Annotated in this window: 27 protein-coding genes and 1 tRNA gene; 9 read left to right on the forward strand and 19 right to left on the reverse strand. The window is 58.3% G+C overall.

The genetic code is table 11. The features are described 5' to 3' along the window. Nucleotides 1-125 precede the first annotated feature (125 nt). Nucleotides 126-1,061 carry a LysR family transcriptional regulator gene (locus ACMXYH_RS24930; RefSeq protein ID WP_415765275.1) on the forward strand — a complete coding sequence of 312 codons (936 nt, stop codon included), beginning with the start codon at nt 126-128 and terminating at the stop codon, nt 1,059-1,061. A gap of 3 nt (nt 1,062-1,064) precedes the next feature. Here the strand turns inward: ACMXYH_RS24930 and ACMXYH_RS24935 are convergent, their stop codons facing one another. Beyond that, nucleotides 1,065-1,430, reverse strand: a complete 366-nt coding sequence (locus ACMXYH_RS24935; RefSeq protein ID WP_415765276.1) for a 5-carboxymethyl-2-hydroxymuconate Delta-isomerase — start codon at nt 1,428-1,430, stop codon at nt 1,065-1,067. Nucleotides 1,431-1,487: 57 nt separating this feature from the next. Further along, nucleotides 1,488-2,411: a LysR substrate-binding domain-containing protein gene (locus ACMXYH_RS24940; RefSeq protein WP_415765277.1), complete on the reverse strand. Its 924-nt coding sequence runs from the start codon at nt 2,409-2,411 to the stop codon at nt 1,488-1,490. A 231-nt stretch (nt 2,412-2,642) separates the two neighbouring features. Here ACMXYH_RS24940 and ACMXYH_RS24945 point away from each other — a divergent pair, with 231 nt between their 5' ends. Next, nucleotides 2,643-2,849: a hypothetical protein gene (locus ACMXYH_RS24945; RefSeq protein WP_129441954.1), complete on the forward strand. Its 207-nt coding sequence runs from the start codon at nt 2,643-2,645 to the stop codon at nt 2,847-2,849. A gap of 53 nt (nt 2,850-2,902) precedes the next feature. Here ACMXYH_RS24945 and ACMXYH_RS24950 read toward each other — a convergent pair whose 3' ends face one another. Then, the gene (locus ACMXYH_RS24950) at nt 2,903-3,094 is read right to left on the reverse strand and encodes a YegP family protein (RefSeq protein ID WP_129441952.1); all 192 of its coding nucleotides are present in this window, start codon (nt 3,092-3,094) and stop codon (nt 2,903-2,905) included. A 290-nt stretch (nt 3,095-3,384) separates the two neighbouring features. After that, the gene (locus ACMXYH_RS24955) at nt 3,385-3,729 is read right to left on the reverse strand and encodes a hypothetical protein (RefSeq protein WP_415765278.1); all 345 of its coding nucleotides are present in this window, start codon (nt 3,727-3,729) and stop codon (nt 3,385-3,387) included. Between the two features lie 330 nt (nt 3,730-4,059). Here ACMXYH_RS24955 and ACMXYH_RS24960 point away from each other — a divergent pair, with 330 nt between their 5' ends. Further along, nucleotides 4,060-5,226 (forward strand): MFS transporter, encoded by a 1,167-nt coding sequence (locus tag ACMXYH_RS24960; protein ID WP_415767748.1) that lies wholly within the window; start codon nt 4,060-4,062, stop codon nt 5,224-5,226. A 146-nt stretch (nt 5,227-5,372) separates the two neighbouring features. Here the strand turns inward: ACMXYH_RS24960 and ACMXYH_RS24965 are convergent. The 5 genes from ACMXYH_RS24965 to dapA form a co-directional block, all read right to left on the reverse strand. Next, nucleotides 5,373-5,462 (reverse strand) — tRNA-Ser (locus ACMXYH_RS24965). A gap of 83 nt (nt 5,463-5,545) precedes the next feature. After that, nucleotides 5,546-6,259, reverse strand: a complete 714-nt coding sequence (gene purC / locus ACMXYH_RS24970) for a phosphoribosylaminoimidazolesuccinocarboxamide synthase (protein ID WP_008034929.1) — start codon at nt 6,257-6,259, stop codon at nt 5,546-5,548. Between the two features lie 28 nt (nt 6,260-6,287). Next, nucleotides 6,288-7,046 (reverse strand): MBL fold metallo-hydrolase, encoded by a 759-nt coding sequence (locus ACMXYH_RS24975; protein WP_008153089.1) that lies wholly within the window; start codon nt 7,044-7,046, stop codon nt 6,288-6,290. Between the two features lie 4 nt (nt 7,047-7,050). After that, complete coding sequence (gene bamC / locus ACMXYH_RS24980) at nt 7,051-8,166, reverse strand: outer membrane protein assembly factor BamC (protein WP_129441948.1); 1,116 nt, start codon at nt 8,164-8,166, stop codon at nt 7,051-7,053. Between the two features lie 17 nt (nt 8,167-8,183). After that, a complete protein-coding gene (dapA, locus tag ACMXYH_RS24985; protein WP_046046122.1) occupies nt 8,184-9,062 on the reverse strand; it encodes a 4-hydroxy-tetrahydrodipicolinate synthase in 879 nt (292 codons plus the stop codon). 329 nt (nt 9,063-9,391) lie between these two features. Here dapA and ACMXYH_RS24990 point away from each other — a divergent pair, with 329 nt between their 5' ends. Beyond that, complete coding sequence (locus ACMXYH_RS24990; RefSeq protein WP_008034925.1) at nt 9,392-9,952, forward strand: glycine cleavage system protein R; 561 nt, start codon at nt 9,392-9,394, stop codon at nt 9,950-9,952. A gap of 10 nt (nt 9,953-9,962) precedes the next feature. Beyond that, entirely contained in the window at nt 9,963-10,436 is a 474-nt protein-coding gene (locus tag ACMXYH_RS24995; RefSeq protein WP_008153083.1) for a peroxiredoxin, read from the forward strand. A gap of 131 nt (nt 10,437-10,567) precedes the next feature. On the opposite strand, the gene ACMXYH_RS25000 is transcribed toward ACMXYH_RS24995, so the two are convergent. Both ACMXYH_RS25000 and ACMXYH_RS25005 read right to left on the reverse strand, forming a co-directional pair. Continuing rightward, nucleotides 10,568-11,638, reverse strand: coding sequence for an AI-2E family transporter (locus ACMXYH_RS25000; protein WP_415765279.1), 1,071 nt, complete (start codon nt 11,636-11,638; stop codon nt 10,568-10,570). Between the two features lie 31 nt (nt 11,639-11,669). After that, nucleotides 11,670-11,909 carry a sulfurtransferase TusA family protein gene (locus tag ACMXYH_RS25005; protein ID WP_020300476.1) on the reverse strand — a complete coding sequence of 80 codons (240 nt, stop codon included), beginning with the start codon at nt 11,907-11,909 and terminating at the stop codon, nt 11,670-11,672. Between the two features lie 97 nt (nt 11,910-12,006). On the opposite strand from ACMXYH_RS25005, the gene ACMXYH_RS25010 reads away from it, so the two are divergent. Continuing rightward, complete coding sequence (locus tag ACMXYH_RS25010) at nt 12,007-13,440, forward strand: M48 family metalloprotease (RefSeq protein ID WP_415765280.1); 1,434 nt, start codon at nt 12,007-12,009, stop codon at nt 13,438-13,440. 77 nt (nt 13,441-13,517) lie between these two features. Here ACMXYH_RS25010 and ACMXYH_RS25015 read toward each other — a convergent pair whose 3' ends face one another. The 4 genes from ACMXYH_RS25015 to rpoE form a co-directional block, all read right to left on the reverse strand. Then, nucleotides 13,518-14,945, reverse strand: coding sequence for a DegQ family serine endoprotease (locus ACMXYH_RS25015; RefSeq protein ID WP_129441940.1), 1,428 nt, complete (start codon nt 14,943-14,945; stop codon nt 13,518-13,520). Between the two features lie 181 nt (nt 14,946-15,126). Beyond that, entirely contained in the window at nt 15,127-16,083 is a 957-nt protein-coding gene (locus ACMXYH_RS25020) for a MucB/RseB C-terminal domain-containing protein (protein ID WP_415765281.1), read from the reverse strand. Between the two features lie 8 nt (nt 16,084-16,091). Then, nucleotides 16,092-16,679 carry a sigma-E factor negative regulatory protein gene (locus ACMXYH_RS25025; RefSeq protein WP_033054066.1) on the reverse strand — a complete coding sequence of 196 codons (588 nt, stop codon included), beginning with the start codon at nt 16,677-16,679 and terminating at the stop codon, nt 16,092-16,094. Between the two features lie 30 nt (nt 16,680-16,709). Further along, the gene (gene rpoE, locus ACMXYH_RS25030; protein ID WP_007944079.1) at nt 16,710-17,291 is read right to left on the reverse strand and encodes an RNA polymerase sigma factor RpoE; all 582 of its coding nucleotides are present in this window, start codon (nt 17,289-17,291) and stop codon (nt 16,710-16,712) included. A gap of 558 nt (nt 17,292-17,849) precedes the next feature. Between rpoE and nadB the strand changes: the two genes are divergently transcribed. After that, nucleotides 17,850-19,466 (forward strand): L-aspartate oxidase, encoded by a 1,617-nt coding sequence (gene nadB / locus ACMXYH_RS25035; RefSeq protein ID WP_033054068.1) that lies wholly within the window; start codon nt 17,850-17,852, stop codon nt 19,464-19,466. Here the strand turns inward: nadB and ACMXYH_RS25040 are convergent. Together ACMXYH_RS25040 and ACMXYH_RS25045 are read right to left on the reverse strand one after the other, a co-directional pair. Beyond that, complete coding sequence (locus tag ACMXYH_RS25040; protein ID WP_415765282.1) at nt 19,435-19,887, reverse strand: protein YgfX; 453 nt, start codon at nt 19,885-19,887, stop codon at nt 19,435-19,437. The genes nadB and ACMXYH_RS25040 overlap by 32 nt on opposite strands. Next, entirely contained in the window at nt 19,871-20,125 is a 255-nt protein-coding gene (locus ACMXYH_RS25045; protein ID WP_033054070.1) for a succinate dehydrogenase assembly factor 2, read from the reverse strand. The genes ACMXYH_RS25040 and ACMXYH_RS25045 overlap by 17 nt, the downstream gene beginning before the upstream one ends. Before the next feature lie 149 nt (nt 20,126-20,274). On the opposite strand from ACMXYH_RS25045, the gene ACMXYH_RS25050 reads away from it, so the two are divergent. Further along, a complete protein-coding gene (locus tag ACMXYH_RS25050) occupies nt 20,275-21,216 on the forward strand; it encodes a YgfZ/GcvT domain-containing protein (RefSeq protein WP_134418872.1) in 942 nt (313 codons plus the stop codon). 34 nt (nt 21,217-21,250) lie between these two features. Then, nucleotides 21,251-22,072, forward strand: coding sequence for an HDOD domain-containing protein (locus ACMXYH_RS25055; RefSeq protein WP_129441932.1), 822 nt, complete (start codon nt 21,251-21,253; stop codon nt 22,070-22,072). Nucleotides 22,073-22,199: 127 nt separating this feature from the next. Here ACMXYH_RS25055 and ACMXYH_RS25060 read toward each other — a convergent pair whose 3' ends face one another. Continuing rightward, nucleotides 22,200-23,585: a sensor histidine kinase gene (locus tag ACMXYH_RS25060; protein WP_415765283.1), complete on the reverse strand. Its 1,386-nt coding sequence runs from the start codon at nt 23,583-23,585 to the stop codon at nt 22,200-22,202. Continuing rightward, nucleotides 23,578-24,249: a response regulator gene (locus tag ACMXYH_RS25065; protein ID WP_415765284.1), complete on the reverse strand. Its 672-nt coding sequence runs from the start codon at nt 24,247-24,249 to the stop codon at nt 23,578-23,580. Before ACMXYH_RS25065 ends, ACMXYH_RS25060 begins: the two co-directional genes overlap by 8 nt. Nucleotides 24,250-24,395: the final 146 nt, after the last annotated feature.

Consider the following 24,395-nt stretch of genomic DNA (forward strand, 5'->3'; position numbering starts at 1 on the left):
TGGAACCGTCCCACAACTTTCCATGAAAACTCCTACAAGGCATTCTCCTGGCACCATCGTTCCGTTAGGATCACTCGCACAAGTTTGCGCACAGTCAGCGCAAGGAGCACAGCGAGACCCAACGGATGCTGAACAGTAACTTGCTTAGAAAGCTCGATATGCAGGACCTCATGGTGTTTATCGCCGTGTATGAGCAAAGCAGCGTCAGCGGTGTATCCGAGGCGCTCTGCGTCAGCCAGTCCACCGTGAGTTACTGCCTGAAAAAGCTGCGCACCAGTTTCGAAGACGAGCTGTTCATCAATACCCGCGCGGGTATGCGCCCCACCTACAAAGCCAGCACCATGTACGCCCACGTGCTGAAGATCCTGGAAAGCATCAACCTGTGTCACGCCGGTGCACCAGCATTCGACCCCACCCTGCAACCAGTCACCTTCAATATCTGCGCACCGGAATACTTCGAGCAATTGATCTTGCCGCGGCTATTGAAAAGCTTCGATTTCGCCGACCTGCCAGTGATGGTCAACATGCACAAATTCGAAACCGACATCCCGGCCGAAGAACTGCGCGACGGCAGCCTCGACCTGGTGATTTGCTTCGGCCCGAACTTTCATCGCAGTCACGGCGATTTCAAATCCCGGATGCTGCTGGAGGACGACCTGGTCTGTGTCTTCGATAAACGTGCCACACCGCCGGAGCCGCGTTTAAGCCTGCAAGCCTTCGTCGAACGCAGGCATGTGTTCCCGACACCCTGGACCTCCACCACCAACATGGTCGACGGCTGGCTGGCGCAGCAGGCGCAAAAACGGCAGATCGTCGCGCGTTCCAACAGCTACAGCGCGGCACTGAAGATGATCACCGGCACCGACTTCATCCTGACTCTGCCTCGACGTATCCAACAATTGCTGGCCAACGACGCGATCTTCAATCATTGCGAAGCGCCCAATGGCTTGCCGGGTTTCAGCCTCGACATGCAATGGAGCCAGAATGTCGATCAGGACAGCGCCAACACCTGGCTGCGCGAGCAAGTGGTCAAGGCCTGCGCCGAGCAGGAAATGGCCTGAAACTCAGTGGCTGATGGCGACCTTGGTGTAGGACTCTCGATCAATGTCGAGGATTTCCACGGCCAGCTGGACTTCAACATCCGCTGGCCATTCACACAGATCCTGAACAACCGCCAGCAAGCTTTCGGACAACTGCTTCTTGATCTGAGGTGAGCGACCGCTCAATAGTGACAGTTTCACATGCACAAAGGCCCGTTCACCTAACGCCGTGCCGACCTTGAACGTATCAACCTTCACCGCTCGGCTCTTGATGTCGTATTCGGCAGCAAACTGACCGGAGGCCACCAACGCATTGTTGAGCCGGATCAACGCCACGTCGGCATTGAGCCCGGGCAGGTTGGCGGTGTATTCCATGCGCAGGTGAGGCATGACTGAGCTCCTGAAAGTTGGCAGAAAGGTCGTACATATTACACAGCATCGCCCTACTCACTCAGGCGATAAAACCGCGCGTTCACTCATGAACGCCTCCAGCCGCGACCTCAACCAGCGCTCGGCAGGGTCGGTATCGACATGGCTGAGCCAGACCATCGACAGATCCAGGGTTGGCGTCTTGAACGGGAACGGCTCCTTGAACAGCTGGCCGGACGCGGCCATCGCTTCGGCGGCGTAGTCCGGCAGACTGGCGATCAGATCGGTCCCGGCTAGCAAGGCTGGTAGCGAGCTGTATTGCGGCACGGAAAGGACGACTTGGCGCGTACGACCGATCTCCGCCAGCCACTCATCGGCGTAACCACTGACATTGGCGGTGTGGGAAACCAGCACGTGCGGTCGCGCGCAATACTCATCAAGCGTCAACGGTGTGTCCGATGCGTCCGCGCGCAAAATGCAGGGCAGGATGTGCCGCAACAACTTGCGCTTGGCGTTGGCCGGCAGCCCACGAGTCTGGCTGATACCAACGGTGATATCGCCGGACGCCAGCAAATCCGGAATCCGCCAGTAATCGACATGCTGCACCACGAACACCACCTTTGGTGCTTCATGGCGCAAGGCACGCAGCAACGGCGGCAGCAGGCCAAACTCGACATCGTCCGACAGCCCGATACGAAAGGTCATGGTGCTGCTGGCGGGGTCGAAATCATGGGTCAGGCTCAATGCCACCGACAACGAATCCAGCGCCGGCGACAGGTGCAGAATAATCTCCTCGGCCCGCGCCGTCGGCTCCATACGATGCCCAACACGTATGAACAGTGGATCGTTGAACATCGTGCGCAAGCGATTGAGCGCAGAACTGATGGTCGGCTGGCCGAGAAACAATTTCTCCGCCACCCGGGTGACGTTGCGTTCGAGCATCAGCGTTTCAAACACCACCATCAGGTTGATGTCGGCCTTGCGTAGTTCGTTACGATTCATCCACTGACCCCGCTCCCAAATCTGATGACAGTTTAGGTAGCTGTCGCAATCGGCGTCTATGCGACTCAAGCAGTTTGCGTTTAATCCGGATTAAGGCAACGGCTTGGTCTTACATCCTCTTCCTGATTTCTTTGTTCATCTGGCGGGAAGCGATTGCGTCTCTAAGCTCAGCAACGTTTAGGGCAAAACAGCCCTGACCACCCAACCATTTGAACTCAAAGGAGCCCATCAATGGCTAGAGATAAAGCGAAAGACGACAAACACTTCAACTGCACTCAGGACCATGAAGCCGACTACGTCGCCGGCCTTTACCCTCACGCCAAAGAAGAGGTTAAAACGTTTCTCAAATTGGCCTGCAAGAGTAATACCCTGCACAACTCCACCCACAAGGAAGTCTACGACCTGATCAAACGAAAACTGGGCCACTCACAACCGTAAGACCGCCCGTTGAAACGAAGCTGCTCTTATGGAGCAGCTTCACCACCTGAAGCCTAGATTTCCTTGACCGGGGTCTGATCGTGGGTCCCTTTGATCAAACTGATGGCATGCACACAATCAGACTTGTTGACGTAAGCCTCCCCGCTGGCAATCGTTTCATGGTTTCCCGCCCTCAAACGCCACCGCCATTGACCTTTGCCGGTCTGTACGATGCCACGGGTTTGCCTGTAAATCTCAAAATACATTGCTCGCTCCTTGCGATTGCTGATGACGGCAGATCAGTGACCTGCGAAACCAGAGTAGATGAGGTCTTTTTGAGGCAGGGTCTTTCAATGTCAGGGGATGTTTCGCAGATCCAGCCTTGATTGGCGGGACGACCAATAGATCCGGGCGGCGGTAAATTGGATGACTGCGCAGAGTAACTTTTCCCTTGAAGATGCATATTTTTCTTACGCTGCGGTGCTGTCTGGTCCGACGCAAAAACTCTGATTCGAGCCTTTGGTGATCGTCCAGTAATACATGCCATACAGACTGTTCACTGATTTTTCTGCTGAGTTGAATCGTCAGTCGACAGGGCCAAAGGCTGTTCTTCCATCAGCACGGCATCTTCCTCAAGTTCTGTCTGGGGTTGAGCCGCTACCGTGGTGGTGACTGGGTCAGGATGGGGCAGAAAACTCCGTACAGCCCTTTCAATCAGTGAAAGGATTCCATAGGTGATGAAGCCAAAGATCAGTCCAACCACCACAATGCTCAACGGGTGCATTTGCGCTGCGTCGGGACTTTCCAACATGTAGCTAAAAGCCTGAACAGCAGCGGCCAGGCAGGCTGTAAATGCTGCCAGCAGCTTCACAAACACCCAAAACCGTCGCCATCTCTTCATGCATTCCCCCGTCATCCGGTGATTTGCTCTGTATTGCATGATAGCTAATGACCAGGGTTACACCGAAAGCCAGAAAAAGCTGATGTGGGATCGCTAGCAGAAAGGCGACTTTCTTCAGCAGATTGCGCAACTGTTTGATCGAAATCGCTCATCGATACAGCGTATCTTGGCGGAGGTAGCGGCAACGCGGCTGCTGGGGTGCGAGGCGCTATTAGATGCCTACGCCAAAACAGGCTTTCGAGGCTCATGATGAAAACCACTGACAAGTCGGGTGACACTTCGGTTACTGCGCCAATCGAGAAGGCGTCAACCGGCAACGTCTGGCGCACCATGCCTGGCGGTATCTGGGCGCTGGGCTTCGTCTCGATGCTGATGGACATCTCCTCAGAAATGATCCATGCGTTGTTGCCGCTCTATATGGTCACAGTACTGGGTACCTCCGTTTTGGCCGTGGGTCTCATCGAAGGCATAGCCGAGGCTACGGCCTCTATCACCAAGGTATTCTCCGGGGCACTCAGTGATCGATTGGGCAAGCGCAAACTGCTCGCGGCGCTGGGCTATGGGCTGGGGGCGCTGTCCAAACCGATCTTTCCTTTGGCGGGCTCGCTGGACTGGCTGATCGGGGCTCGCTTTATCGACCGCATTGGCAAAGGTATTCGCGGCGCCCCGCGCGATGCGTTGGTGGCCGACATCACGCCGCCCGCGATACGGGGGGCCGCTTTCGGCCTGCGGCAAACTCTGGATACCGTTGGTGCATTCCTGGGACCGTTGCTGGCGATCGGATTGATGTGGCTAACCGCGAACCACTTCCAGACTGTGTTCTGGGTGGCCGTCATCCCGGCCTTCCTCGCCGTCGCGGTGCTGCTCGTGTTCGTTCATGAGCCCAAACAAGTGGAAGGGACGCACCGGGTGCGTGCGCCTTTGAGCCGGCGGGAATTAGCCCGACTGGGCGCTGGCTACTGGTGGGTGGTGGGTGTCGCTGCGGTGTTCTCCCTGGCGCGTTTCAGCGAAGCCTTTCTGATTCTGCGCGGTCAGGCTGTCGGGTTGGCGCCGAAGTGGGCGCCAGCGGTGCTTGTCCTGATGGGGGTGGCGTACTCACTGTCAGCCTATCCCGCCGGGGCCTTGTCTGATCGTGTCAGCCGCGTGGCGGTGCTCGGCGCAGGTTTGATATTGCTGATTGCTGCCGACCTGACTCTGGCGTTCGCGCCGGGTATCGATGGCCTGGTCGTCGGCGTCGTTCTATGGGGGCTGCACATGGGGTTTACCCAAGGGATATTCGCCGCCCTGATCGCCGATTGCGCGCCGGCTGAACTTCGCGGGACGGCATTTGGCATGTTCAATCTGTTGACCGGGTTGACCTTGCTGCTGGCCAGCGTCATCGCTGGGGCGTTGTGGGACACGGTAGGCTTCCAAGGCACTTTCTTGATGGGTGGGGGCTTTGCCGTTCTGACTTTGCTGGGATTGTGGGTGATCCGGGCGAGAGCTCAGGTTCGATAGCAAAGAGCGATACCGCTGATGTTTCGCGAGAAAGTCGTACCGCTCGCCGGGAAAACAGGCGGCCAATTTGCCCTGAAACGAAACGCCAGAAACGAAAAAGCCCCTGAAATCTTTAACAATTTCAGGGGCTTAGTCTTATCCAATAATGGCGGAGAGATAGGGATTCGAACCCTAGGTACCGGTGAAGGTACAACGGATTTCGAATCCGTCCCATTCGGCCACTCTGGCATCTCTCCAACGGCGCGCATCATAACAACACTTTTGCCGGAAGCGAACCCCCTAAGCGAAATTTTTCCGTGCTATCAGATGCTTGCGTCGATTAAAGCGGTACGCCCAGACGATTGGCGACTTCTTCGTAGGCTTCGATGACGTCACCGAGGCCCTGACGGAAGCGGTCCTTGTCCATTTTCTTGCCGGTGGCCTTATCCCACAGACGGCAGCCGTCCGGGCTGAATTCGTCGCCCAGGACGATGGAGCCGTCGGAGAACACGCCGAATTCCAGTTTGAAGTCGACCAGCAGCAGGCCGGCGTCGTCGAACAGTTTGCTCAGGACTTCGTTGACCTTGAGCGACAGTTCTTTCATGCGAACCAGTTGCTCGGCAGTGCCCCAACCGAATGCCACGACGTGGGATTCGTTGATGAACGGGTCGCCCTTGGCGTCGTCCTTCAGGAACAGTTCGAAGGTGTAAGGGTTGAGCTTCATGCCCTCTTCGACGCCCAGGCGCTTGACCAGGCTGCCGGCGGCGTAGTTACGCACGACGCACTCGACCGGGATCATGTCGAGCTTCTTCACCAGGCATTCGTTGTCACCCAGCAGTTTGTCGAATTGGGTCGGCACGCCGGCTGCTTCGAGTTTCTGCATGATGAAGGCGTTGAACTTGTTGTTCACCATGCCTTTGCGGTCGAGCTGCTCGATGCGCTTGCCGTCGAACGCCGAAGTGTCGTTGCGAAACAGCAGGATCAAGCGGTCAGCGTCGTCGGTCTTGAAAACCGATTTGGCTTTGCCGCGGTAGAGTTCTTCACGTTTTTCCATGATGGGCTCCGCTTGCTAAGTAGGTGGGCTAGGCGATGTGTCGCCAGTCGAGCCCTGAATCTTGATCGGCCAGTTGCAGCCAGTCCGGGTCGCACCCGAGGGTGTCGACAAAACATTGCCGGGCCAGCTGCGGCAGGTTGTTCTTGCTGCTCAGATGGGCCAGGACCAGGTGTTGCAGGCCTTGCCAGCCCAACTCGGACACCAGGAATGCCGCCTGATGGTTGTTCAAATGCCCCAGTTCACCGCCTACCCGTTGCTTGAGAAAGTACGGATAGTGACCGCGAGCCAGCATGTCACGGCAATGGTTGGACTCGATCATCAACGCATCGAGGTCCCGATAGCCGTCCAGCACCTTGTTGCAATACGAGCCCAGGTCGGTCAACAGGCCAAAGCGCCGTTCACCGTCACTGAAGACGTATTGCGTCGGCTCCTGTGCATCATGGGCCACGGCAATGACGCCGATGCTCAGTGCGCCGATCTGCAGTTGCTCGCCGCCGGCCAGAAGGCCAGCCGGTTCAATTGGTTTGCGCATCCCGCGCAGGGTACCGCGACTGAGGTAGACAGGCAGATTGTAGCGCCGAGACAGCAAACCCACGCCATGCACGTGGTCGGCATGTTCGTGGGTCACGAGTATCGCGCTCAACTGCGCAGGGTTCACACCCAGGCGCAGCAGGCGCTTTTCGGTTTCCCGCAGGGAGAAACCACAATCCACCAGCACATACGTGTCAGCGCTGGCTATCAGCGTGCCGTTCCCTTGGCTACCGCTGCCGAGAACGGCAAAACGCATGTGATCAGCCCAGGTTGTCCTGAATCACGCTCAATACCTTGCGCGCCACATCTGCCGGCGCCACGGTGTTGATGTTTTTCTCGACGGTGACCTGGACGTTGTCGCCAACCTTGCTCAGGCGAACCTGATAACGCTCGGCACGGGCTTCAACTTCTTCCTTGCTCGGCGCGCTGCCGAACAGGCCGCTGAAGAAACCAGGTTTCTCGTCTTTCTTCTCGGCTTTTTCAGACAGGTTGATGTAATACAGACCCAGGCTGCGGTTGATGTCTTCTACGCGCCATTCGCCCTGTTCCAGCGCACGACCGACGCTCGACCAGGCACGATCCAGATCGGTGCCGACGTTCAGGACAGGGTTACCGCTGCCGTCTTCGCTCAGGCTGACACGACTTGGCGTATCGGAATCACGCGACGCCAGCATGGAGACCGAACCGCCCTTCTCCGAAGTGCGGCTCATGCTCGCGAGCATGTCGTCGACCAGTGCCGCGTCCAGGCCACTGTTGACCGAACGGTTGGTGAAGGCCACGTCAGAGGTGCTACCGGCAGGACGCTCGGCGCTGACCACGTAGATTTCACTGGTGTTGCGCTGCACGCCTGGCTCGATGCGGACCCGCACGCGGGTTTCGCTGTCAGCGCCGACACCAGCTGCGCTCAGGCGCTTGGCCATTGCGGCGGACAGTTCGTCGGAATGCTGCCAGGAGGTGGTGAATTCGCCGGTTTGCGGACGCTGTTCGTCCAGACGGAAACCGTTGTCCTGGAAGAACTGCACGGCCACTGGCCAGGCTTCGGCCGGCGGGTTCTGTGCGACGATCCAACGCGAATCACCGGTCTTTTGCAGGGAGTAGGCGCTGGCGTCGGCCCCTGCCGACAACGGCTGCGGACGAGGCACGATGTACTCGCCCTTGACGGTGTCATCGGCCACGTTGCGCGGGATCGGCAACAGCGGATCCAGACGTTTGGCGGTGCTGACATCCGACGGCAATTGCATGGGTGCAGTCTGTTGCGCTTCCAGGTAATCGCTACCGCGGTCACGGAAATAACCTTCCGGGCCCCAGACCCATCCGCAGCCACTGGTGCTGGAGATGATCAAGGCAAGTGCGGAAAGTCCGGCCAATCGCTTCATGCGTAGTACTTCCTCAATTAAACCAGGACGCTGCACTGGCGCAGGGCCGTGCGAAGCGTTTCATGACAAGGTGCGCTCAACCAGGTCAGTGGCAGGCGAATGCCTTCGTGCATCAGGCCCATTTCGACCAAAGCCCACTTCACCGGAATCGGGTTGGCTTCGATGAACAGATCCTTGTGCAGCGGCATCAATTTTTCGTTGATTGCCCGTGCAGTCTCGGCGTCGCCCTTGAGCGCGGCCTCGCACAGGTCAGCCATTTCGCGCGGGGCGACGTTGGCGGTGACGGAGATGTTGCCCTTGCCACCCATCAGGATCAGCTCGACGGCGGTCGGATCATCGCCGGACAGCACGATGAAGTCCTTGCTCACGCCATCAAGGATTGCCTTGGCACGCTTCATGTCGCCGGTGGCTTCCTTGATACCGATGATGTTCGGCACAGTGGACAGGCGAATCACGGTCTCGGCCTGCATGTCGCAGGAGGTGCGGCCAGGAACGTTGTAGAGGATCTGTGGAATGTCGACCGCTTCAGCAATGTGCTTGAAGTGCAGGTACAAACCTTCCTGAGTCGGCTTGTTGTAATACGGAACGACCAGCAGACAGGCGTCGGCGCCGGCCTCTTTGGCGTTGCGGGTCAGTTCAACGGCTTCGCGGGTCGAGTTGGCGCCGGTACCGGCGATGACCGGAATACGGCCATTGACCTGCTTGACCACGGCCTTGATGACGGCGATGTGTTCGTCTACATCGAGGGTTGCCGACTCGCCGGTAGTACCGACCGCGACAATGGCATGGGTGCCGTTTTCAAGATGGAAGTCCACGAGTTTGCTGAGGCTGTCCCAGTCAAGACGCCCTTGTGCATCCATGGGTGTGACCAGTGCCACCATACTGCCCGCAATCATGAAACCGCTCCTGCCGGAAAAAGAGAGCGGTAATGGTACTGGCGCCAAGATGCTTGTACAAGCGAAGTACTGCGCTGCTGCCATTCCCCTTGGCGCTGCTTTTCGCTACCCTTCAGACTTTGATCGGTACTGATAAGCTCGTACGCCGGGTTCCAGCCTCCATTTTCGGCATCACAAGCCCCGATCCAGCGTTGCCACCCCTCGCTCTTGCCACTCTGGAGCACGTTGCAACCTTGCGGCTCGGGTTTTTTGAATTCGCATCCGCAGGCTCGCTCTCGGTAAAAAAAGCCCGTAGAAGTATCGACCGCTCATCGCTTTAGGAATGCTGCATGTCCACCCCCACAGTTCGCGAACAATTCCTTGTCATCAGTGCCCTCGGCGCCAACCCCATGGAGCTGACTAACGTCCTGTGCCGCGCCAGCCATGAAAACCGCTGCGCCGTGGTCACTTCTCGCCTGACGCGTCATGGCGAGTGCAGTGCGTTGATCCTCGAGATCTCCGGCAGCTGGGACGCCCTGGCGCGCCTCGAAGGCAGCCTGCCGAGCCTCGCCAAGAAGCACGCCTTTACGGTCAATGTGGTGCGCAGCGCAGCGCTGGAGAATCGTCCTCAAGCCCTGCCATACGTCGCTTATGTCAGCTCGGCTTACCGCTCGGACATCATCAACGAGCTGTGCCAGTTCTTCATGGACCACAACGTCGAGCTCGAGAACCTGACCTGCGACACCTATCAGGCTCCGCAAACCGGCGGCACCATGCTCAATGCCACGTTTACCGTGACCTTGCCGGCCGGTGTGCAGATCAGCTGGCTGCGCGATCAGTTCCTGGATTTCGCCGACGCGCTGAACCTGGATGCCCTGATCGAACCGTGGCGCCCACAAAACCCAATGTAAGGAAGCTTTCATGGCCGTTGCCATCGACCAACCGGTTGCCGACTTCGAAGCACCCGCCACCAGCGGGCAGACCGTCAACCTCGCGAGCCTCAAAGGCAAGCAGGTGGTGATTTACTTCTATCCGAAGGACAGCACGCCAGGCTGCACCACTCAGGGTCAGGGCTTTCGTGATCAGCTTGATGCTTTTAAAGCCGCCAACACCGAAGTCTTCGGCGTGTCCCGCGACAGCCTTAAATCACACGAAAATTTCAAGGCCAAGCAGGCGTTCACCTTCGAGCTGATCAGCGACAAGGAAGAGGCGCTCTGCCAGCAGTTCGACGTGATCAAGCTGAAAAAGCTCTATGGCAAAGAATATATGGGCGTTGATCGCAGCACGTTCCTGATCGACAAGGACGGTGTGCTGCGTCAGGAATGGCGCGGCGTGAAGGTGCCGGGGCATGTGGATGCGGTATTGGCTGCGGCTCAAGCGCTGAACAAGGCCTGATTCATCTGGCACCTGTTCGGGCCCTATCGCGAGCAAGCTCCCACATTGGTTTTGTGTTCACACAGATCAAATGTGGGACCGAGCTTGCTCGGGATGAGGCCATCAGCCCCACCCTCCATTCTGGCTAGCTGTTAAAGCAACGGCGCGACTTCTGGCTCCTTGCGCGGCCACGCATCCAGCACCGCCTTGAACAGCGTCGCCAGCGGAATCGCAAAGAACACACCCCAAAAGCCCCACAGCCCGCCAAACAACAATACCGCGCAGATGATCGCCACCGGATGCAGATTGACCGCTTCCGAGAACAGCAGTGGCACCAGCACGTTGCCGTCCAGCGTCTGGATGATCCCGTAGACCGCCATCAAATAGATGAACTGATCGCTCCAGCCCCACTGGAACAGCGCAATCAGCATGACCGGCACGGTCACCACCACGGCGCCGACGTAAGGCACCACCACCGACACACCCACCAGCAATGCCAGCAGCGCCGCGTAGTTCAGCCCCAAAACAACGAAACCGATGTAGGTCACGCCACCGCAAATGAAAATCTCGATGACCTTGCCGCGAATGTAATTGGCAATCTGCCGGTTCATCTCGTGAGCGACGCGGGTGATCAGCGCCCGCTCACGGGGCAAGTAACCACGCACCCACTGACCGATCATCTCCCGGTCCTTGAGAAAGAAAAACACCAGGATCGGCACCAGCACCAGGTAGATCATGATGTTCACCAGCAGCGGCAGACTCGACAGCGAGAACGTCAGCGCCCACTGACCGAACTTGCCAATCTCGCCCCGCGCCACTTCGATGGCTTGCAGCACCTGCTCGTCGGATACCAGATGCGGATAGCGCTCGGGCAGCAGCAATAACAGCGACTGCCATTTGGCGAGCATGCCGGGTAACTCGTTGAACAGCGTGATCAGCTGATGCCAGAGCAACGGCACCACAATCACGATGAACACCAGCAATAGCCCCATGAACAACGCAAAGACCAACCCCACCGCCACCCCGCCCGGCATGCGCAGGCGTTCGAGAGTGACGACCAACCCTTGCATCAGATACGCCAGCACCATCCCGGCCAGCACGGGCGCAAGCATGCCGCCCAGCGTCAGCACGGCGGTAAACGCCAGAAACAGCAGGACCGCCAGCACCACGGCCTCTTCATCGGAGAAGTAGCGCTGAATCCAGTCGCGTAACACCTTGAACATCAATAATCCTTAGAAACGAACGCAGTAGAATTCAGGCTTTTTTCAACCAGTAGCGGTAAACACCCGCTTCATCTTCTTCACGAAGCAGCGTATGACCAGCCAATCGGGCAAAGGTGCGGAAGTCGCGCTGCGAGCCCGCATCGGTGGCGATCACCTTGAGCACCGCGCCGCTGGCCAGTCGATTGAGTTCCAGCTTGGCCTTCAGCAACGGCAAGGGGCAATTCAGGCCACTGGCGTCGAGTTCGGCGTCATGGGCTACAGCGTCGGTCATTGCATCACTCCGGTTCAGGTGGTTGAGCGGCTAGAATATCTGGTCCCAAGCGTAGTGTCCGGCTACAGTAAGGTCTTTGTCGACTAAGGCTTTGTGCATGACTTTTTTGCGCCCTACCCTGCTGACGCTCGCTTGCCTGCTCGCCTCACCGGGCTTCGCCGACGACCTGCCGTCACTCGGCGACGCCAGTTCTGCCATCGTCTCGCCGCAACAGGAACATCAGTTGGGCCGTGCCTGGCTGGCGCTGTTGCGCAGCCAGGTTTCGCAGCTCAACGATCCACAGCTCAAGGACTACGTCGAATCCAGCGTCTACAGACTGGTCGAGACCAGCCAGGTCAATGACCGGCGCCTGGAGTTCATCCTGATCAACAGCCCGCAACTCAACGCCTTCGCCGCACCGGGCGGCATTGTCGGGGTTAACGGTGGCTTGTTCCTCAATGCCCAGACCGAAGGCGAATACGCCTCGGTACTCGCTCACGAATTGGCTCACTTGTCGCAGCGCCACTTCGCCCGTGGCGTCGAAGCCCAACAGCGCATGCAGGTGCCGATGATGGCCGCGCTGCTGGCCGGGATCGTGATTGCCGCAGCCGGCGCCGGCGATGCCGGGATTGCAGCCATTGCGGGCACGCAGGCGGCAGCCGTTCAGGAACAACGGCGTTTCTCTCGCCAGAACGAACAGGAAGCAGACCGCATCGGTATCCTCAATCTAGAAAAGGCCGGTTACGATCCGCGCTCAATGCCGACCATGTTCGAGCGATTGGCGCGCCAATATCGCTTTGACGCCAAGCCACCGGAATTTCTGCTGACTCACCCGGTGACCGAGTCGCGGATCGCTGACACGCGCAACCGCGCCGAACAGGCAAAACCCGGCGGCATCGAAGACACGATGCGTTATCAGCTGATTCGTGCACGGGTCCAGTTGATCTATGAAGAAACCCCAGGCCTGGGCGCCAAACGCTTTCGCGCCCAGCTTGATGAAAACCCGAAAAATGATGTCGCTCGCTATGGCCTGGCCATCGCCCAGATCAAGGGCGGCCAGCTGAATGAAGCACGGGAAAACCTCAAGTTGCTGCTGGCCAAGTCTCCGAACGAGATCATCTACAACCTGGCGCTGGTCGATCTGGACATCACCAACAATCGTCTGCCGGACGCCCAGTCCCGGGTTGACCGAATGTTGACGCAGTATCCCGGTAACTATCCGCTGAATTCGGTGCGAGTCGATCTGCTGCTCAAGCAGAACCGTGCGCCCGACGCGGAAAAAGCGCTGGAGAATCTGCTCAAGAGCCGTCCGGACGATCCGGACGTCTGGTACATGGTGGCCGAGACTCGCGGTCTCTCAGGCAACATCATCGGCCTGCATCAGGCCCGTGCCGAGTATTTCGCCCTGGTCGGGGATTACCGTCAGGCCATTCAACAACTGGACTTCGCCAAGCGCAAGGCAGGCACCAACTTCCCGCTGTCATCGCGGATCGACGCACGGCAACGTGAGCTGATGGAGGAAGAGCGCATGATCAAGGACATGATGGGCTGACGCTTGTCAGAAAAAAATTTTAGACATAAAAAAAACCGCCTCTTTCGAGGCGGTTTTTTATTCAACCGACAACCGGATTATTCAGCCAGTTTGAAGGTGATGAAGCTGGCGCGTCCTTGACGCAGAACCCGCATCGACACCGAGCGGTTCTTCGGCAGCGCCTTGGCGATATCCGTGAACTCCTTGGTGGAACCGATTGCCTGATTATTCAGGTGAGTGATCACATCGCCTGGCTGCAGGCCAATCAGAGAAGCAGGACCGTCCTGGACTTCCTTGATGACGACGCCGCCTTTGAGGTCGTAGGTTTTCTTCTGTTCATCAGTCAGCTCGACCACGGAAACACCCAGGCGATTGCTGCTGCGCTCGGTGCTGGATTTCGGCAGCGCATCCAGCTCTTTGCCTTCTTCCGGGATAGCGCCGACTGTCAACTCGACATTCTTGCGCTTACCTTCACGAATCACTTCCAGATCAGCTTTCGAGCCGGCCTTCAGCGCGCCCACCAGGTGTGGCAGATCGGCGGACATGACGATCGGTTGGCCGTTCATGCTCAGGATTACGTCCCCTACTTGCAGGCCACCCTTGGCAGCCGGGCCGTCATCCTGGATCTGAGCCACCAGCGCGCCGGCTGGCTTCTCCAGACCGAACGACTCGGCCAGGTCCTTGTTCACTTCCTGAATCACCACACCCAACCAGCCACGGCTGACTTTGCCGCCGCTTTTGAGCTGATTGGAAACGTCCATGGCGACATCGATAGGGATCGCGAACGACACGCCCATGAAGCCGCCGGAACGGGTGTAGATCTGCGAGTTGATGCCCACCACTTCACCGGCCAGATTGAACAGCGGACCACCCGAGTTACCCGGGTTGATCGGCACGTCGGTCTGGATGAACGGCACATAGTTTTCGTTCGGCAGGCTGCGACCAATGGCGCTGACGATACCTTGGGTCACGGTATGGTCGAAACCGAATGGCGAGCCAATCGCCACGACCCACTGGCCGGCTTTCAGATCCTGGGATTTGCCGAGTTTCAGGACCGGCAGATCCTTGCCTTCGATTTTCAACAGCGCCACGTCGGAACGTGGATCGGTGCCGATCAGCTTGGCCTTCAATTCGCTGCGGTCGGCGAGACGAACGAGAATTTCGTCGGCATCGGCAATCACATGGTTATTGGTCAGGATGTAGCCATCAGGCGAAATGATGAAGCCCGAACCCAAGGATTGGGCTTCACGCTGACGATCACCGCGAGGCGTACGCGGCTGTGGCATGCCGCGTTCGAAGAACTCGCGCAGCATTGGCGGCAAGCCTTCAAGGTCAGGCATCTGCTCGCTCGACACTTTGCGGTCCGGCAGTTTCTGCGTGGTACTGATGTTTACCACCGCAGGCGAGGCCTGCTCGACCAACTGAGTAAAGTCAGGCAACTCGGCCGCCTGAACAGCGACCGCCTGACCAAGCACCAGCACGGTGGCAAAAATAGAAAGATAAGGTTTCAAGCGTGGTATCGACATACGGCTCCCGTTACGACGAGCATGGTTAAGCGATATGGAGCAAGGAACACCGGGAACGATACGCCGGTATTTTTGTTCCGGGAACAACAAACAAGGCCAGAGCCGAGAGGCTCTGACCTATAGAAAAAATCGGGGATATTTGCAAGTTGAAATGCTCACCAAACATTTCGATTTCAGCTCACTACTTGGTTGCAGTGGCGTCGCTGCGCATGGATAGCGCAATCCGTTCGGCGGTGCCAATCGGAATCTCACCGACCACGGTCACCATCATCTCGCCTTGCGGGGTAGTCAAGCGTCGGGAAACTGCAACGGTCGGCCCCAACTGGGTGCGAGTGTCAGTAATTGTTGCGCCATTCAACGGCTCAAGGAAAACCGAGAAACGGGCCAGACCATCGTCATACATCAGACTGTTGACTTGGGTTTTGGTCTCTGGATCCTTGCGGGAGGTACTGCTGGTCAGCTCGAAACCAGGTGGTAACCAGTCCGAACGCCATACTTGCGCTGTCTTGATTGCAGAAGCCTTGTCACTGTCGAGGGCAATAGTTTTGCAATCGGTGCCAGGCTTCAAGTCGCTGTCGGACGGAACATCGGCGGTATCCAGTTGCGTGAACTGGAATCGCTCCAGCAACTGCCCTCGTTCATTCAGAAGCAATGATTTGAGAGGCAGGCCGGTTTCTTTATCCAGATGCAATTCAAAACCGTAGCGGTGTTGATCGCGAGGCGTCAGTGAAACGATCACCGCCGCACGCCCAGCCACACGCGACTTGCCAATGACGGCAAGGTCGTACCAATTCTTTAGCTTTTGTGGATCGAGTGCACGAGCAGAGGAGCTGGGGGAATCTCCAAGCCCTGCTATCAGAATGCCACTGACGCATTGAGTACGCCCATCAATGCGCACGACTTCCTGTGCCGAGCCATCGAGCTGGAGTAACCGCTCGCGGACCTTGCCATCCTGGACGCGGTGCCAGATGTTATGGGTAGAAAAACTACCGTTACGCTCGTAGACGAATGTACCGTGAAAGCTTTGCTGTTGCTCGGCTTGGCCCAGACGGGTCAACCAGTCCTGGGCTTCATCAGCATGGGCTGGAACAACAAACCAGCCACCGAGCAGAAGCGTAAGTAGAGGGATGGCGCGCATGATCCTCCTTAACGGTTTTCCAGACTTGCTGCACGAGCGTAAGGCAGAGCGCTCTCAGTACCTTTCAGTGCAGCCTGTTGAGCATGTTGGCGCAAGTAGCCTGGCAGACGCTGATCGTGCCAGCCTGGCTGACCTTGCAATACGCCGTTGGCCATAGGGCCAGTGGCTTCCGAACTCTCATTGTAGCCTGCTAATACAGCTGGACCCTTGACCTGAGGAACGGCCAGACCTGGTTGACTGGATTGTTGAGCCAGCTCGACCCCGGCGATCTCGTCCTGATTATACAGACGAACACCTGCCAGTACGGCGAGGGTTACCGAAGCAGCGACCGCCAGACGACCCAGGCTGCGCCATGGACCACGGGAGGCTTTTGCAGGTACAGCTTCGTCAGCCAGCGCAGCAGAGACTGCCGCAGCGATATCCAGACGTGGAAGCAGCAAATCCTTGTGCATAACTGCCCGAGCGATTTGATAACGAGCCCAGGTATCACGGGTTTCAACATCGTCAAAGGCATTCAATACCCGACGCAATTCCAATTCGTCCGCTTCGTTATCCATCACCGCGGACAGCGATTCCTGCAGGGCTTCACGACTCATGGCGTTCCTCTCTTGGCTGTCGCCGCTGTCTCAGTTTTCCTGCAACAACGGCTGCAGGGCTTTATCGATGGCTTCCCGAGCGCGGAAAATCCGGGAGCGCACGGTACCCACCGGACATTGCATGACGGCCGCAATGTCCTCGTAACTCAGACCATCGAATTCACGTAAAGTTAAAGCCGTACGCAAATCTTCTGGCAGTTGCTGAATGGTTCGATGGACGGTGCCTTCGATCTCATCCCGCAGCAATGCACGTTCTGGCGACTCGAGATCCTTGAGGCCATGATCGCCATCGTAGAACTCTGCATCCTCGGAACTGACATCGCTATCCGGCGGCCGACGGCCGCGTGAAACCAGATAGTTTTTCGCCGTGTTGATGGCGATGCGGTAAAGCCACGTATAAAACGCGCTGTCCCCGCGAAAATTTCCAAGTGCACGGTACGCCTTGATAAAGGCTTCCTGCGCCACATCCTGGGCTTCATGGGTGTCGTGCACGAAACGCACGATCAACCCGAGAATTTTGTGCTGGTATTTCAGCACTAGCAGATCGAAAGCTCGCTTGTCGCCGCGCTGAACGCGTTCGACCAGCTGCTGATCCTCTTCCTGGGTTAGCATGAACACTCCTCGATAAGCTCGGAGGAGGCTTGCATAACTAAACAACCAGACTTGCAAACATAGACTCGGGCTTTTCGCAAAAGTTCTCCCCCTCCAAGCAAGTTTCCTGCGGGCTCTGATTTGGCACGCACGAAAAGCGCAGCGCGGGTCAACCCGGCTGCGCGAATAATCTAGTCATCGGATTCGCCGGCAAGGATCAAATCACAGATCCCGCGTTGAAGCCGACACTGTCCCTTGAATCAGGTAACGGTCTATTGATCTTGGGCCTTTGGCAAAAGTTCCAAATATTTATAGCTGCGCAGAACCGACATTGTGCAACCGTGAATAGAAAAAGACTGTTAAATCGCTGATACAGTCGTCTTGTCGCCAAACCGACCGAAAAACCATCCGACGAAGCGTCAGGTATTTTCCGTCACAGTAGTTTCACAATGCCATGTGTGCTCGCTATTGTGCCGCTCCCCCCCTCTATATACTAGTGGGCTGTGTGGCTGTCTTGACTCGCCGATCCAGGTGTCTTGCGCCAACCCCGACCCGGGTCGCTTTGAGCGGAATCCTGAAATGAGCCAACAGTTTCAACACGATGTTCTGGTAATTGGCAGCGGTGCTGCCGGCTTGAGCCTTGCGCTGACCTTGCCCGGTCATTTGCGCATCGCCGTACTGAGCAAAGGCGACCTCGCCAATGGCTCGACTTTCTGGGCCCAGGGTGGCGTCGCTGCCGTCCTGGATGACACCGACACCGTTGAATCACATGTCGATGACACCCTCAATGCTGGCGGCGGCCTGTGCCACGAAGACGCCGTGCGCTTTACCGTCGAGCACAGTAAAGAGGCGATTCAATGGCTGATCGACCAAGGTGTGCCTTTCACCCGCGATGAACAGTCCGGCACCGAAGATGGCGGATTCGAGTTCCACCTGACCCGCGAAGGCGGTCACAGCCATCGGCGCATCATCCATGCCGCCGATGCCACGGGCGCAGCGATTTTCAGAACCTTGCTCGACAAGGCCAGGCAACGACCGAACATCGAACTGCTGGAGCAGCGGGTCGCGGTCGACCTGATCACCGAAAAGCGCCTGGGCCTTGAAGGTGATCGCTGCCTCGGCGCCTACGTCCTCAATCGCGGGACCGGTGAAGTCGACACCTACGGTGCACGCTTTGTGATCCTCGCATCGGGCGGCGCAGCAAAGGTCTATCTCTATACCAGCAACCCCGACGGCGCCTGCGGTGATGGCATTGCCATGGCCTGGCGTTCGGGCTGCCGGGTGGCGAACCTGGAATTCAACCAGTTTCACCCCACTTGCCTGTATCACCCGCAAGCCAAGAGTTTCCTGATCACCGAAGCCCTGCGCGGCGAAGGCGCACACCTGAAACTGCCCAACGGCGAACGCTTCATGCAACGCTTCGACCCTCGCGCCGAGCTGGCCCCACGCGACATCGTCGCCCGGGCCATCGACCATGAAATGAAGCGCCTGGGCGTCGATTGTGTCTATCTGGACATCAGCCACAAGCCGGAAGCGTTCATCAAGACTCACTTCCCGACGGTGTACGAACGCTGCCTCGAATTCTCCATCGACATCACCAAGCAACCGATTCCGGTGGTTCCGGCGGCGCACTACACCTGCGGCGGCGTGATGGTCGATCAGCAGGGTCGCACCGACGTGCCGGGGCTATATGCCATTGGCGAAACCAGCTTCACCGGCCTGCACGGCGCCAACCGCATGGCCAGCAACTCGTTACTCGAGTGTTTCGTTTACGCGCGTTCGGCGGCGGCGGACATTCTTGAGCAGCTGCCGCAGGTTTCGGTTCCGATCGCCCTGCCCGTCTGGGATGCGAGCCAGGTCACCGACTCCGATGAGGACGTGATCATTGCGCACAACTGGGACGAACTGCGGCGATTCATGTGGGACTATGTCGGCATCGTGCGCACCAATAAGCGCTTGCAACGGGCACAGCACCGCGTGCGGTTGTTGCTGGACGAAATCGACGAGTTCTACAGCAACTACAAGGTCAGTCGCGATTTGATCGAATTGCGTAACCTGGCCCAAGTGGCCGAGCTGATGATCCAGTCCGCCATGGAACGCAAGGAAAGTCGCGGCCTGCATTACACCCTCGACTATCCAAACATGCTGCCGGTTGCCCTGGACACTATTCTGGTGCCGCCCACCTACGTCGACTGAACGTGAGCCGAACCCGCAGGCGCCGGTGCAGATCCGCCGCCTGCGAGTCACGGGGCACACAAATCGCCCTGACCCGCCGCTCACCCCGCAGACGAAAACGCAGCACAACGAGCAAAGGTAGCGCCAGGCTGTCCGGTCGTAGCTGCACCGATTGCCAACCTTCCTCCTGATTCCACAACTGCCAGCCATCTGCATTGCGACGCAAGCCGCGAAATGCCTGAGGGTGTGTCAGCATAATCTGACGCGGCAACGCCCAAACGCCATGAGCCAGACAGCAAAAAGCGCCGAGCAGACTGGCCCAGACCGGTATTGAGAGAAGGAACAGCGAACCCAGCGCGAACAGCTGGGCCAAGAGATACGCCGCCAGCAATTGCCGTGAGGCATGCCAGCGGCATTCGAACGCATTACTTGGGCTGGACACGATCCAGAATCATGCGAACCATGCGCTGAAGCTCCGGATCTTCCGATTCGGCGCGTTCCATGAACCAGCCGAACATGTCCTGATCTTCGCATTCGAGCAGCCTGCGGTAGCAATCGCGGTCGACATCATTGAGGTGCGGATAGACCTCTTTCACGAACGGCACCAGCAACACGTCAAGCTCAAGCATGCCGCGGCGGCTGTGCCAGTAGAGGCGATTCAGTTCAACATCTTCGACCATGGAGCGCTCCTCAAATAGGCGGCAAGTATACAGCCCCAGGCACAGTCGAACACTCGGCTTTGGTCGGCCACCAACGATCCTTTGTGAACTACCCATTTCAAGAGCGCCCCCTTATGATGTCCCCCAGACTCTTTACCCTGCGATGACCCATGGCCGATTCTGCTTTTTTCTGCACCCTGTCTCACGAAGGCGTTCTCGCAGTACGCGGCGCGGATGCTAGTAAATTCCTGCAAGGCCAATTGACCTGCAACCTCAATTACCTCAGTGACACCCAGGCCAGCCTCGGCGCCCGCTGCACGCAGAAGGGCCGGATGCAGTCGAGTTTCCGCATCCTGCTGGAAGGCGACGGCGTTCTGATGGCCATGGCCACCGAACTGCTGGAACCGCAACTGGCTGACCTGAAAAAGTACGCAGTGTTTTCCAAGTCAAAACTGACCGATGAAAGCGCTGCCTGGGTCCGCTTCGGTATCGACCATGATGATGCGGCAATGATCAGCCTCGGTCTTGAGCTTCCGACCGACACCGACAGCGTCGCGCGCAATGACGGCTTGATCGCCATTCGCGTCTCGCCGGACCGCGCCGAACTCTGGGTCGCCGCTGACAAGGCCGACCTTATCAAGGGCAAGCTGTCCGCCGTATTGGCCGAAGGCGATCTGAATCAATGGCTGTTGGGCCAGATCCGCGCAGGGATCGGTCAGGTCATGTCGAGCACTCGCGAGTTGTTCATCCCGCAGATGCTCAATCTGCAAGCCGTGGGTGGCGTGAGCTTCAAGAAAGGTTGCTACACCGGCCAGGAAATCGTCGCGCGCATGCAGTACCTGGGCAAACTCAAGCGCCGCTTGTATCGCCTGAAACTGGATGCCAACGAGCTGCCTGAACCTGGTACGCCACTGTTCTCCCCGACCCATGGCAGTTCCATCGGTGAAGTGGTGCTGGCCGCCCGCGCCGAGCAAAACATTGAACTCCTGGCCGTGCTGCAAGCCGAAGCAGCAGAAGGGGGTGATATCCATCTGGGCGCGCTCGAAGGGCCAGCCCTGCACCTGCTCGACCTGCCGTACCCACTGGATCGCGATCGCGAAATCCAGCGCTAACAGCAGCACTTGTCGCAACACCTAGAGAAACGAAATGAGCGAGCTGGCGGAAAAGGTCCAACAGGATTTGGTTGAGGCCATCGATAACGACGACCTGGTTCTGCCAACGTTACCGGAAGTGGCCCTGCAGATTCGCAAGGCCGCTGAAGACCCGGAAATCAGCGTCAGCACCCTGAGCAAAGTGATCGGCCGCGATACCGCGTTGTCGGCGCGTCTGATCAAAGTGGTCAATAGTCCGCTGTTGCGTGCGACCCAGGAAGTCACTGACCTGCACACGGCAATCACTCGACTGGGCGTCAATTACAGCAGCAACTTGGCCATCGGTCTGGTCATGGAGCAGATTTTTAATGCCCGCTCCGAGGTGGTGGAACAGAAAATGCGCGAAGTCTGGCGCAAAAGCCTGGAAATCGCCGGGATCAGCTATGCATTGTGCCGCAGGTACACGCAACTCAAGCCCGATCAGGCAGCCCTTGGCGGACTGGTGCATCAGATCGGTGTGTTGCCGATCCTGACCTACGCCGAAGATCACTATGAACTGCTGTCTGACCCGGTCAGCCTCAACCATGTGATCGATCACATTCATCCACTGCTCGGCGACAAACTGCTTAGGGTCTGGGAGTTTCCGGAAATGCTGGTACAGGTGCCGGGGCTTTATCTGGACTTCAATCGACAGTCCGAGCGGGTCGACTATGTCGATCTGGTGCAAGTGGCCAGCCTGTATTGCCACAAGGACACCGACCATCCCCTCGCGCGCATCGACGCATTCAGCGTGCCGGCGTTCAAAAAGCTGGGGATTGATCCGGAGAACGAGGCGATGTGCCGCGATCTGGAAGAATCGCGGTCGATGTTTTATTAGTCGAGACCGTAGCGCGCCCTTCGCGAGCAAGCCCGCTCCCACACTTGACCGAGTTCTTCATGGAAAAATGCGATCAAATGACACAAGCGGGCTTGCTCGCGAAGGGGTCAGCCCAGACACCAAAAAACTACCCGGCGATAAAACTCACCCGCACCTTCAACCCGGCCTGTTCGCCATCGTGCAGGCTGATTTGAGCCAGGTGTGCGCGGCAGATCTCACCGACAATCGCCAGCCCCAACCCCGAACCGGCCACCTGCTGGTTACGCCGGTAAAAGCGCTCGAACACCCGATCGCGCTCTTCAAGAGGAATGCCGGGGCCGTCGTCCTCGACCTCCAACACGGCCGGTGCCGTGACCCGAAGAATCACGTTGCCACCCGACGGTGTATGGGCCAGCGCGTTATCCACCAGATTGCTCAACAGTTCGTTCAACAGCGTTGGCTCGCCGCGCAACCACACCGGTTCGTCCGCTTCCAGCGCCAGCGCCACACCGCGTGCGTGGGCGAGCGGTGCCATGGCCATGCCGAGTTCGCGAGCCAGCTGACTGAGGTCAAGCAACTGCGCGCCGCCCTCGGCGATGGCCCGGGCACCATTTTCGACCCGTGCCAGCGAGAGCAATTGATTGGCAAGGTGGGTCAAACGATCCGTGCCTTGGGCGACGGTTTCCAACGTACTGCGCCAGGTTTCGGGTTCAGTCGAGCGCAAACCCAGTTCCAGTCGTGCCTTGAGCGCCGCCAGGGGAGTACGCAGCTCATGGGCGGCATCGGCGATGAACTGCGCCTGACGCTCGAACTGCTCGCGCAAGCGCTCGGTAAAGTGATTGAGCGCGCGCACCAGTGGCCACAATTCGTGCTGCACTTCCACCAACGGCAATGGCCGCAGATCGTCCGATTGACGCTCTTCCACCGCAGTGCGCAAGCGTTCCAGCGGACGCAACGCGGCGCTGACCGCAAACCACACCAGCAACAACGCACCCACCGCCAGCATGCCCAGACGCAGTAACGTGTCCGCTGCCAGGCTGCGGGCCATGCTGACCCGCGCTTCATCGGTTTCCGCCACGCGGATTTCCGCCATGCCGTTCATGTTCGGGTCGCTCACGGGTTTGAGCAGGCTCACCACGCGCACGTTCTGCCCTTGGTACTTGGCGTTATAGAAACGCGCCAGTGCCGGATAGTCATCGGTGCGCGGCGTTCCCGGCGGCGGCGGTGGCAGGTTTTCGTAGCCCGAGATCAGTTTCTGATTGATGTCGTTGACCAGGTAAAAAATCCGTCCTGCGCTGTCGTAGGCGAAGGTGTCGAGGGCCACGTACGGTACGTCAGCGCTCAGCGAGCCGTCGCGCTGGGAGACACCGGCAGCGATGGTCCGCGCCGAGGCCAGCAAGGTCCGGTCATAGGCGGTGTCGGCCGCTTCGCGACCGTTCCAGTAAGCGCTCAAACCACTGGCCAACATCAACACCACCAGCAACAGTGCCAGGTTCCACAGCAACCGCCAGCGCAGGCTGCTGGGCTTATGCATCGCGGCTTTCCAGCAAGTAGCCGAGACCGCGGAAGGTCACGATGACGACCGGTTGGCCGTCTAGCTTCTTGCGCAAGCGATGGACATAGATCTCGATGGCGTCGGGGCTGGTCTCTTCGTCCAGACCGAACACTTGCGAGGCCAGTTGTTCCTTGCTCATCACCCGGCCAGGACGGGCGATCAGCGCTTCAAGAACAGCCTGTTCGCGAGAGGTCAGGGTCAGCAATTCTTCACCGAGGGTGAAGCGCCGAGTGTCCAGGTCATAGGCCAGCACACCGCAGCGCTGCTGGCGTTCACCGCCGAGCACACTGCGGCGCAGCAGGGCTTTGACCCGGGCTTCGAGTTCGGTCAGTTCGAAAGGTTTGGCCAGGTAATCGTCAGCGCCAAGGTTCAGGCCGTGGACCCGATCCTTGACGTCGCTGCGAGCGGTCAACATCAACACTGGCAGGTTCTTGCCCCGCGCCCGCAAGCGCGCCAGCACTTCGAAGCCATCCATGCGTGGCAGCCCGACGTCGAGGATCGCCATGGCGTATTCCTCGCTACTCAACGCCAGGTCCGCCGCCACACCGTCGTGCAGCACATCCACGGTCAGCCCGGTGCTCTTGAGCGCCTGGGCGACACTTTCGGCGAGCTGCAGGTGGTCTTCGACGAGCAGAACACGCATGGATCTTTACCTCATTCAGGGATGGTCGATGCCATTGTTTGGCGCGGAGTTTACAGCCGCAACCGCCGCTGTGAAGCCCGAAAACCGTGAAAGTCTTCTGAAAGGTTAGCGAAAGGTTGGACGGTTAGAGTCCAGCCACGGACAGT

The sequence above is a fragment of the Pseudomonas frigoris genome (assembly GCF_047758635.1).
In the GTDB taxonomy this organism is placed as follows: domain Bacteria; phylum Pseudomonadota; class Gammaproteobacteria; order Pseudomonadales; family Pseudomonadaceae; genus Aquipseudomonas; species Aquipseudomonas frigoris.

Excerpts from the sequence above, each read along its gene's own strand:
- ACMXYH_RS24930 (WP_415765275.1), top strand. The coding sequence starts at position 126 with ATGCTGAACAGTAACTTGCTTAGAAAGCTCGATATGCAGGACCTCATG.
- nadB (WP_033054068.1), top strand. The coding sequence starts at position 17,850 with ATGAGCCAACAGTTTCAACACGATGTTCTGGTAATTGGCAGCGGTGCT.
- ACMXYH_RS24950 (WP_129441952.1), bottom strand. The coding sequence starts at position 3,094 with ATGTATTTTGAGATTTACAGGCAAACCCGTGGCATCGTACAGACCGGC.
- ACMXYH_RS24995 (WP_008153083.1), top strand. The coding sequence starts at position 9,963 with ATGGCCGTTGCCATCGACCAACCGGTTGCCGACTTCGAAGCACCCGCC.
- ACMXYH_RS25065 (WP_415765284.1), bottom strand. The coding sequence starts at position 24,249 with ATGCGTGTTCTGCTCGTCGAAGACCACCTGCAGCTCGCCGAAAGTGTC.
- ACMXYH_RS25045 (WP_033054070.1), bottom strand. The coding sequence starts at position 20,125 with ATGGTCGAAGATGTTGAACTGAATCGCCTCTACTGGCACAGCCGCCGC.
- ACMXYH_RS25025 (WP_033054066.1), bottom strand. The coding sequence starts at position 16,679 with ATGAGTCGTGAAGCCCTGCAGGAATCGCTGTCCGCGGTGATGGATAAC.
- ACMXYH_RS24975 (WP_008153089.1), bottom strand. The coding sequence starts at position 7,046 with ATGCGTTTTGCCGTTCTCGGCAGCGGTAGCCAAGGGAACGGCACGCTG.
- ACMXYH_RS25010 (WP_415765280.1), top strand. The coding sequence starts at position 12,007 with ATGACTTTTTTGCGCCCTACCCTGCTGACGCTCGCTTGCCTGCTCGCC.
- ACMXYH_RS24990 (WP_008034925.1), top strand. The coding sequence starts at position 9,392 with ATGTCCACCCCCACAGTTCGCGAACAATTCCTTGTCATCAGTGCCCTC.
- ACMXYH_RS24955 (WP_415765278.1), bottom strand. The coding sequence starts at position 3,729 with ATGAAGAGATGGCGACGGTTTTGGGTGTTTGTGAAGCTGCTGGCAGCA.
- rpoE (WP_007944079.1), bottom strand. The coding sequence starts at position 17,291 with ATGCTAACCCAGGAAGAGGATCAGCAGCTGGTCGAACGCGTTCAGCGC.
- ACMXYH_RS25055 (WP_129441932.1), top strand. The coding sequence starts at position 21,251 with ATGAGCGAGCTGGCGGAAAAGGTCCAACAGGATTTGGTTGAGGCCATC.
- ACMXYH_RS24940 (WP_415765277.1), bottom strand. The coding sequence starts at position 2,411 with ATGAATCGTAACGAACTACGCAAGGCCGACATCAACCTGATGGTGGTG.
- purC (WP_008034929.1), bottom strand. The coding sequence starts at position 6,259 with ATGGAAAAACGTGAAGAACTCTACCGCGGCAAAGCCAAATCGGTTTTC.
- ACMXYH_RS25060 (WP_415765283.1), bottom strand. The coding sequence starts at position 23,585 with ATGCATAAGCCCAGCAGCCTGCGCTGGCGGTTGCTGTGGAACCTGGCA.
- ACMXYH_RS25015 (WP_129441940.1), bottom strand. The coding sequence starts at position 14,945 with ATGTCGATACCACGCTTGAAACCTTATCTTTCTATTTTTGCCACCGTG.
- dapA (WP_046046122.1), bottom strand. The coding sequence starts at position 9,062 with ATGATTGCGGGCAGTATGGTGGCACTGGTCACACCCATGGATGCACAA.
- ACMXYH_RS25005 (WP_020300476.1), bottom strand. The coding sequence starts at position 11,909 with ATGACCGACGCTGTAGCCCATGACGCCGAACTCGACGCCAGTGGCCTG.
- ACMXYH_RS24935 (WP_415765276.1), bottom strand. The coding sequence starts at position 1,430 with ATGCCTCACCTGCGCATGGAATACACCGCCAACCTGCCCGGGCTCAAT.
- ACMXYH_RS25050 (WP_134418872.1), top strand. The coding sequence starts at position 20,275 with ATGGCCGATTCTGCTTTTTTCTGCACCCTGTCTCACGAAGGCGTTCTC.
- ACMXYH_RS25000 (WP_415765279.1), bottom strand. The coding sequence starts at position 11,638 with ATGTTCAAGGTGTTACGCGACTGGATTCAGCGCTACTTCTCCGATGAA.
- ACMXYH_RS24945 (WP_129441954.1), top strand. The coding sequence starts at position 2,643 with ATGGCTAGAGATAAAGCGAAAGACGACAAACACTTCAACTGCACTCAG.
- bamC (WP_129441948.1), bottom strand. The coding sequence starts at position 8,166 with ATGAAGCGATTGGCCGGACTTTCCGCACTTGCCTTGATCATCTCCAGC.
- ACMXYH_RS25020 (WP_415765281.1), bottom strand. The coding sequence starts at position 16,083 with ATGCGCGCCATCCCTCTACTTACGCTTCTGCTCGGTGGCTGGTTTGTT.
- ACMXYH_RS24960 (WP_415767748.1), top strand. The coding sequence starts at position 4,060 with ATGCCTGGCGGTATCTGGGCGCTGGGCTTCGTCTCGATGCTGATGGAC.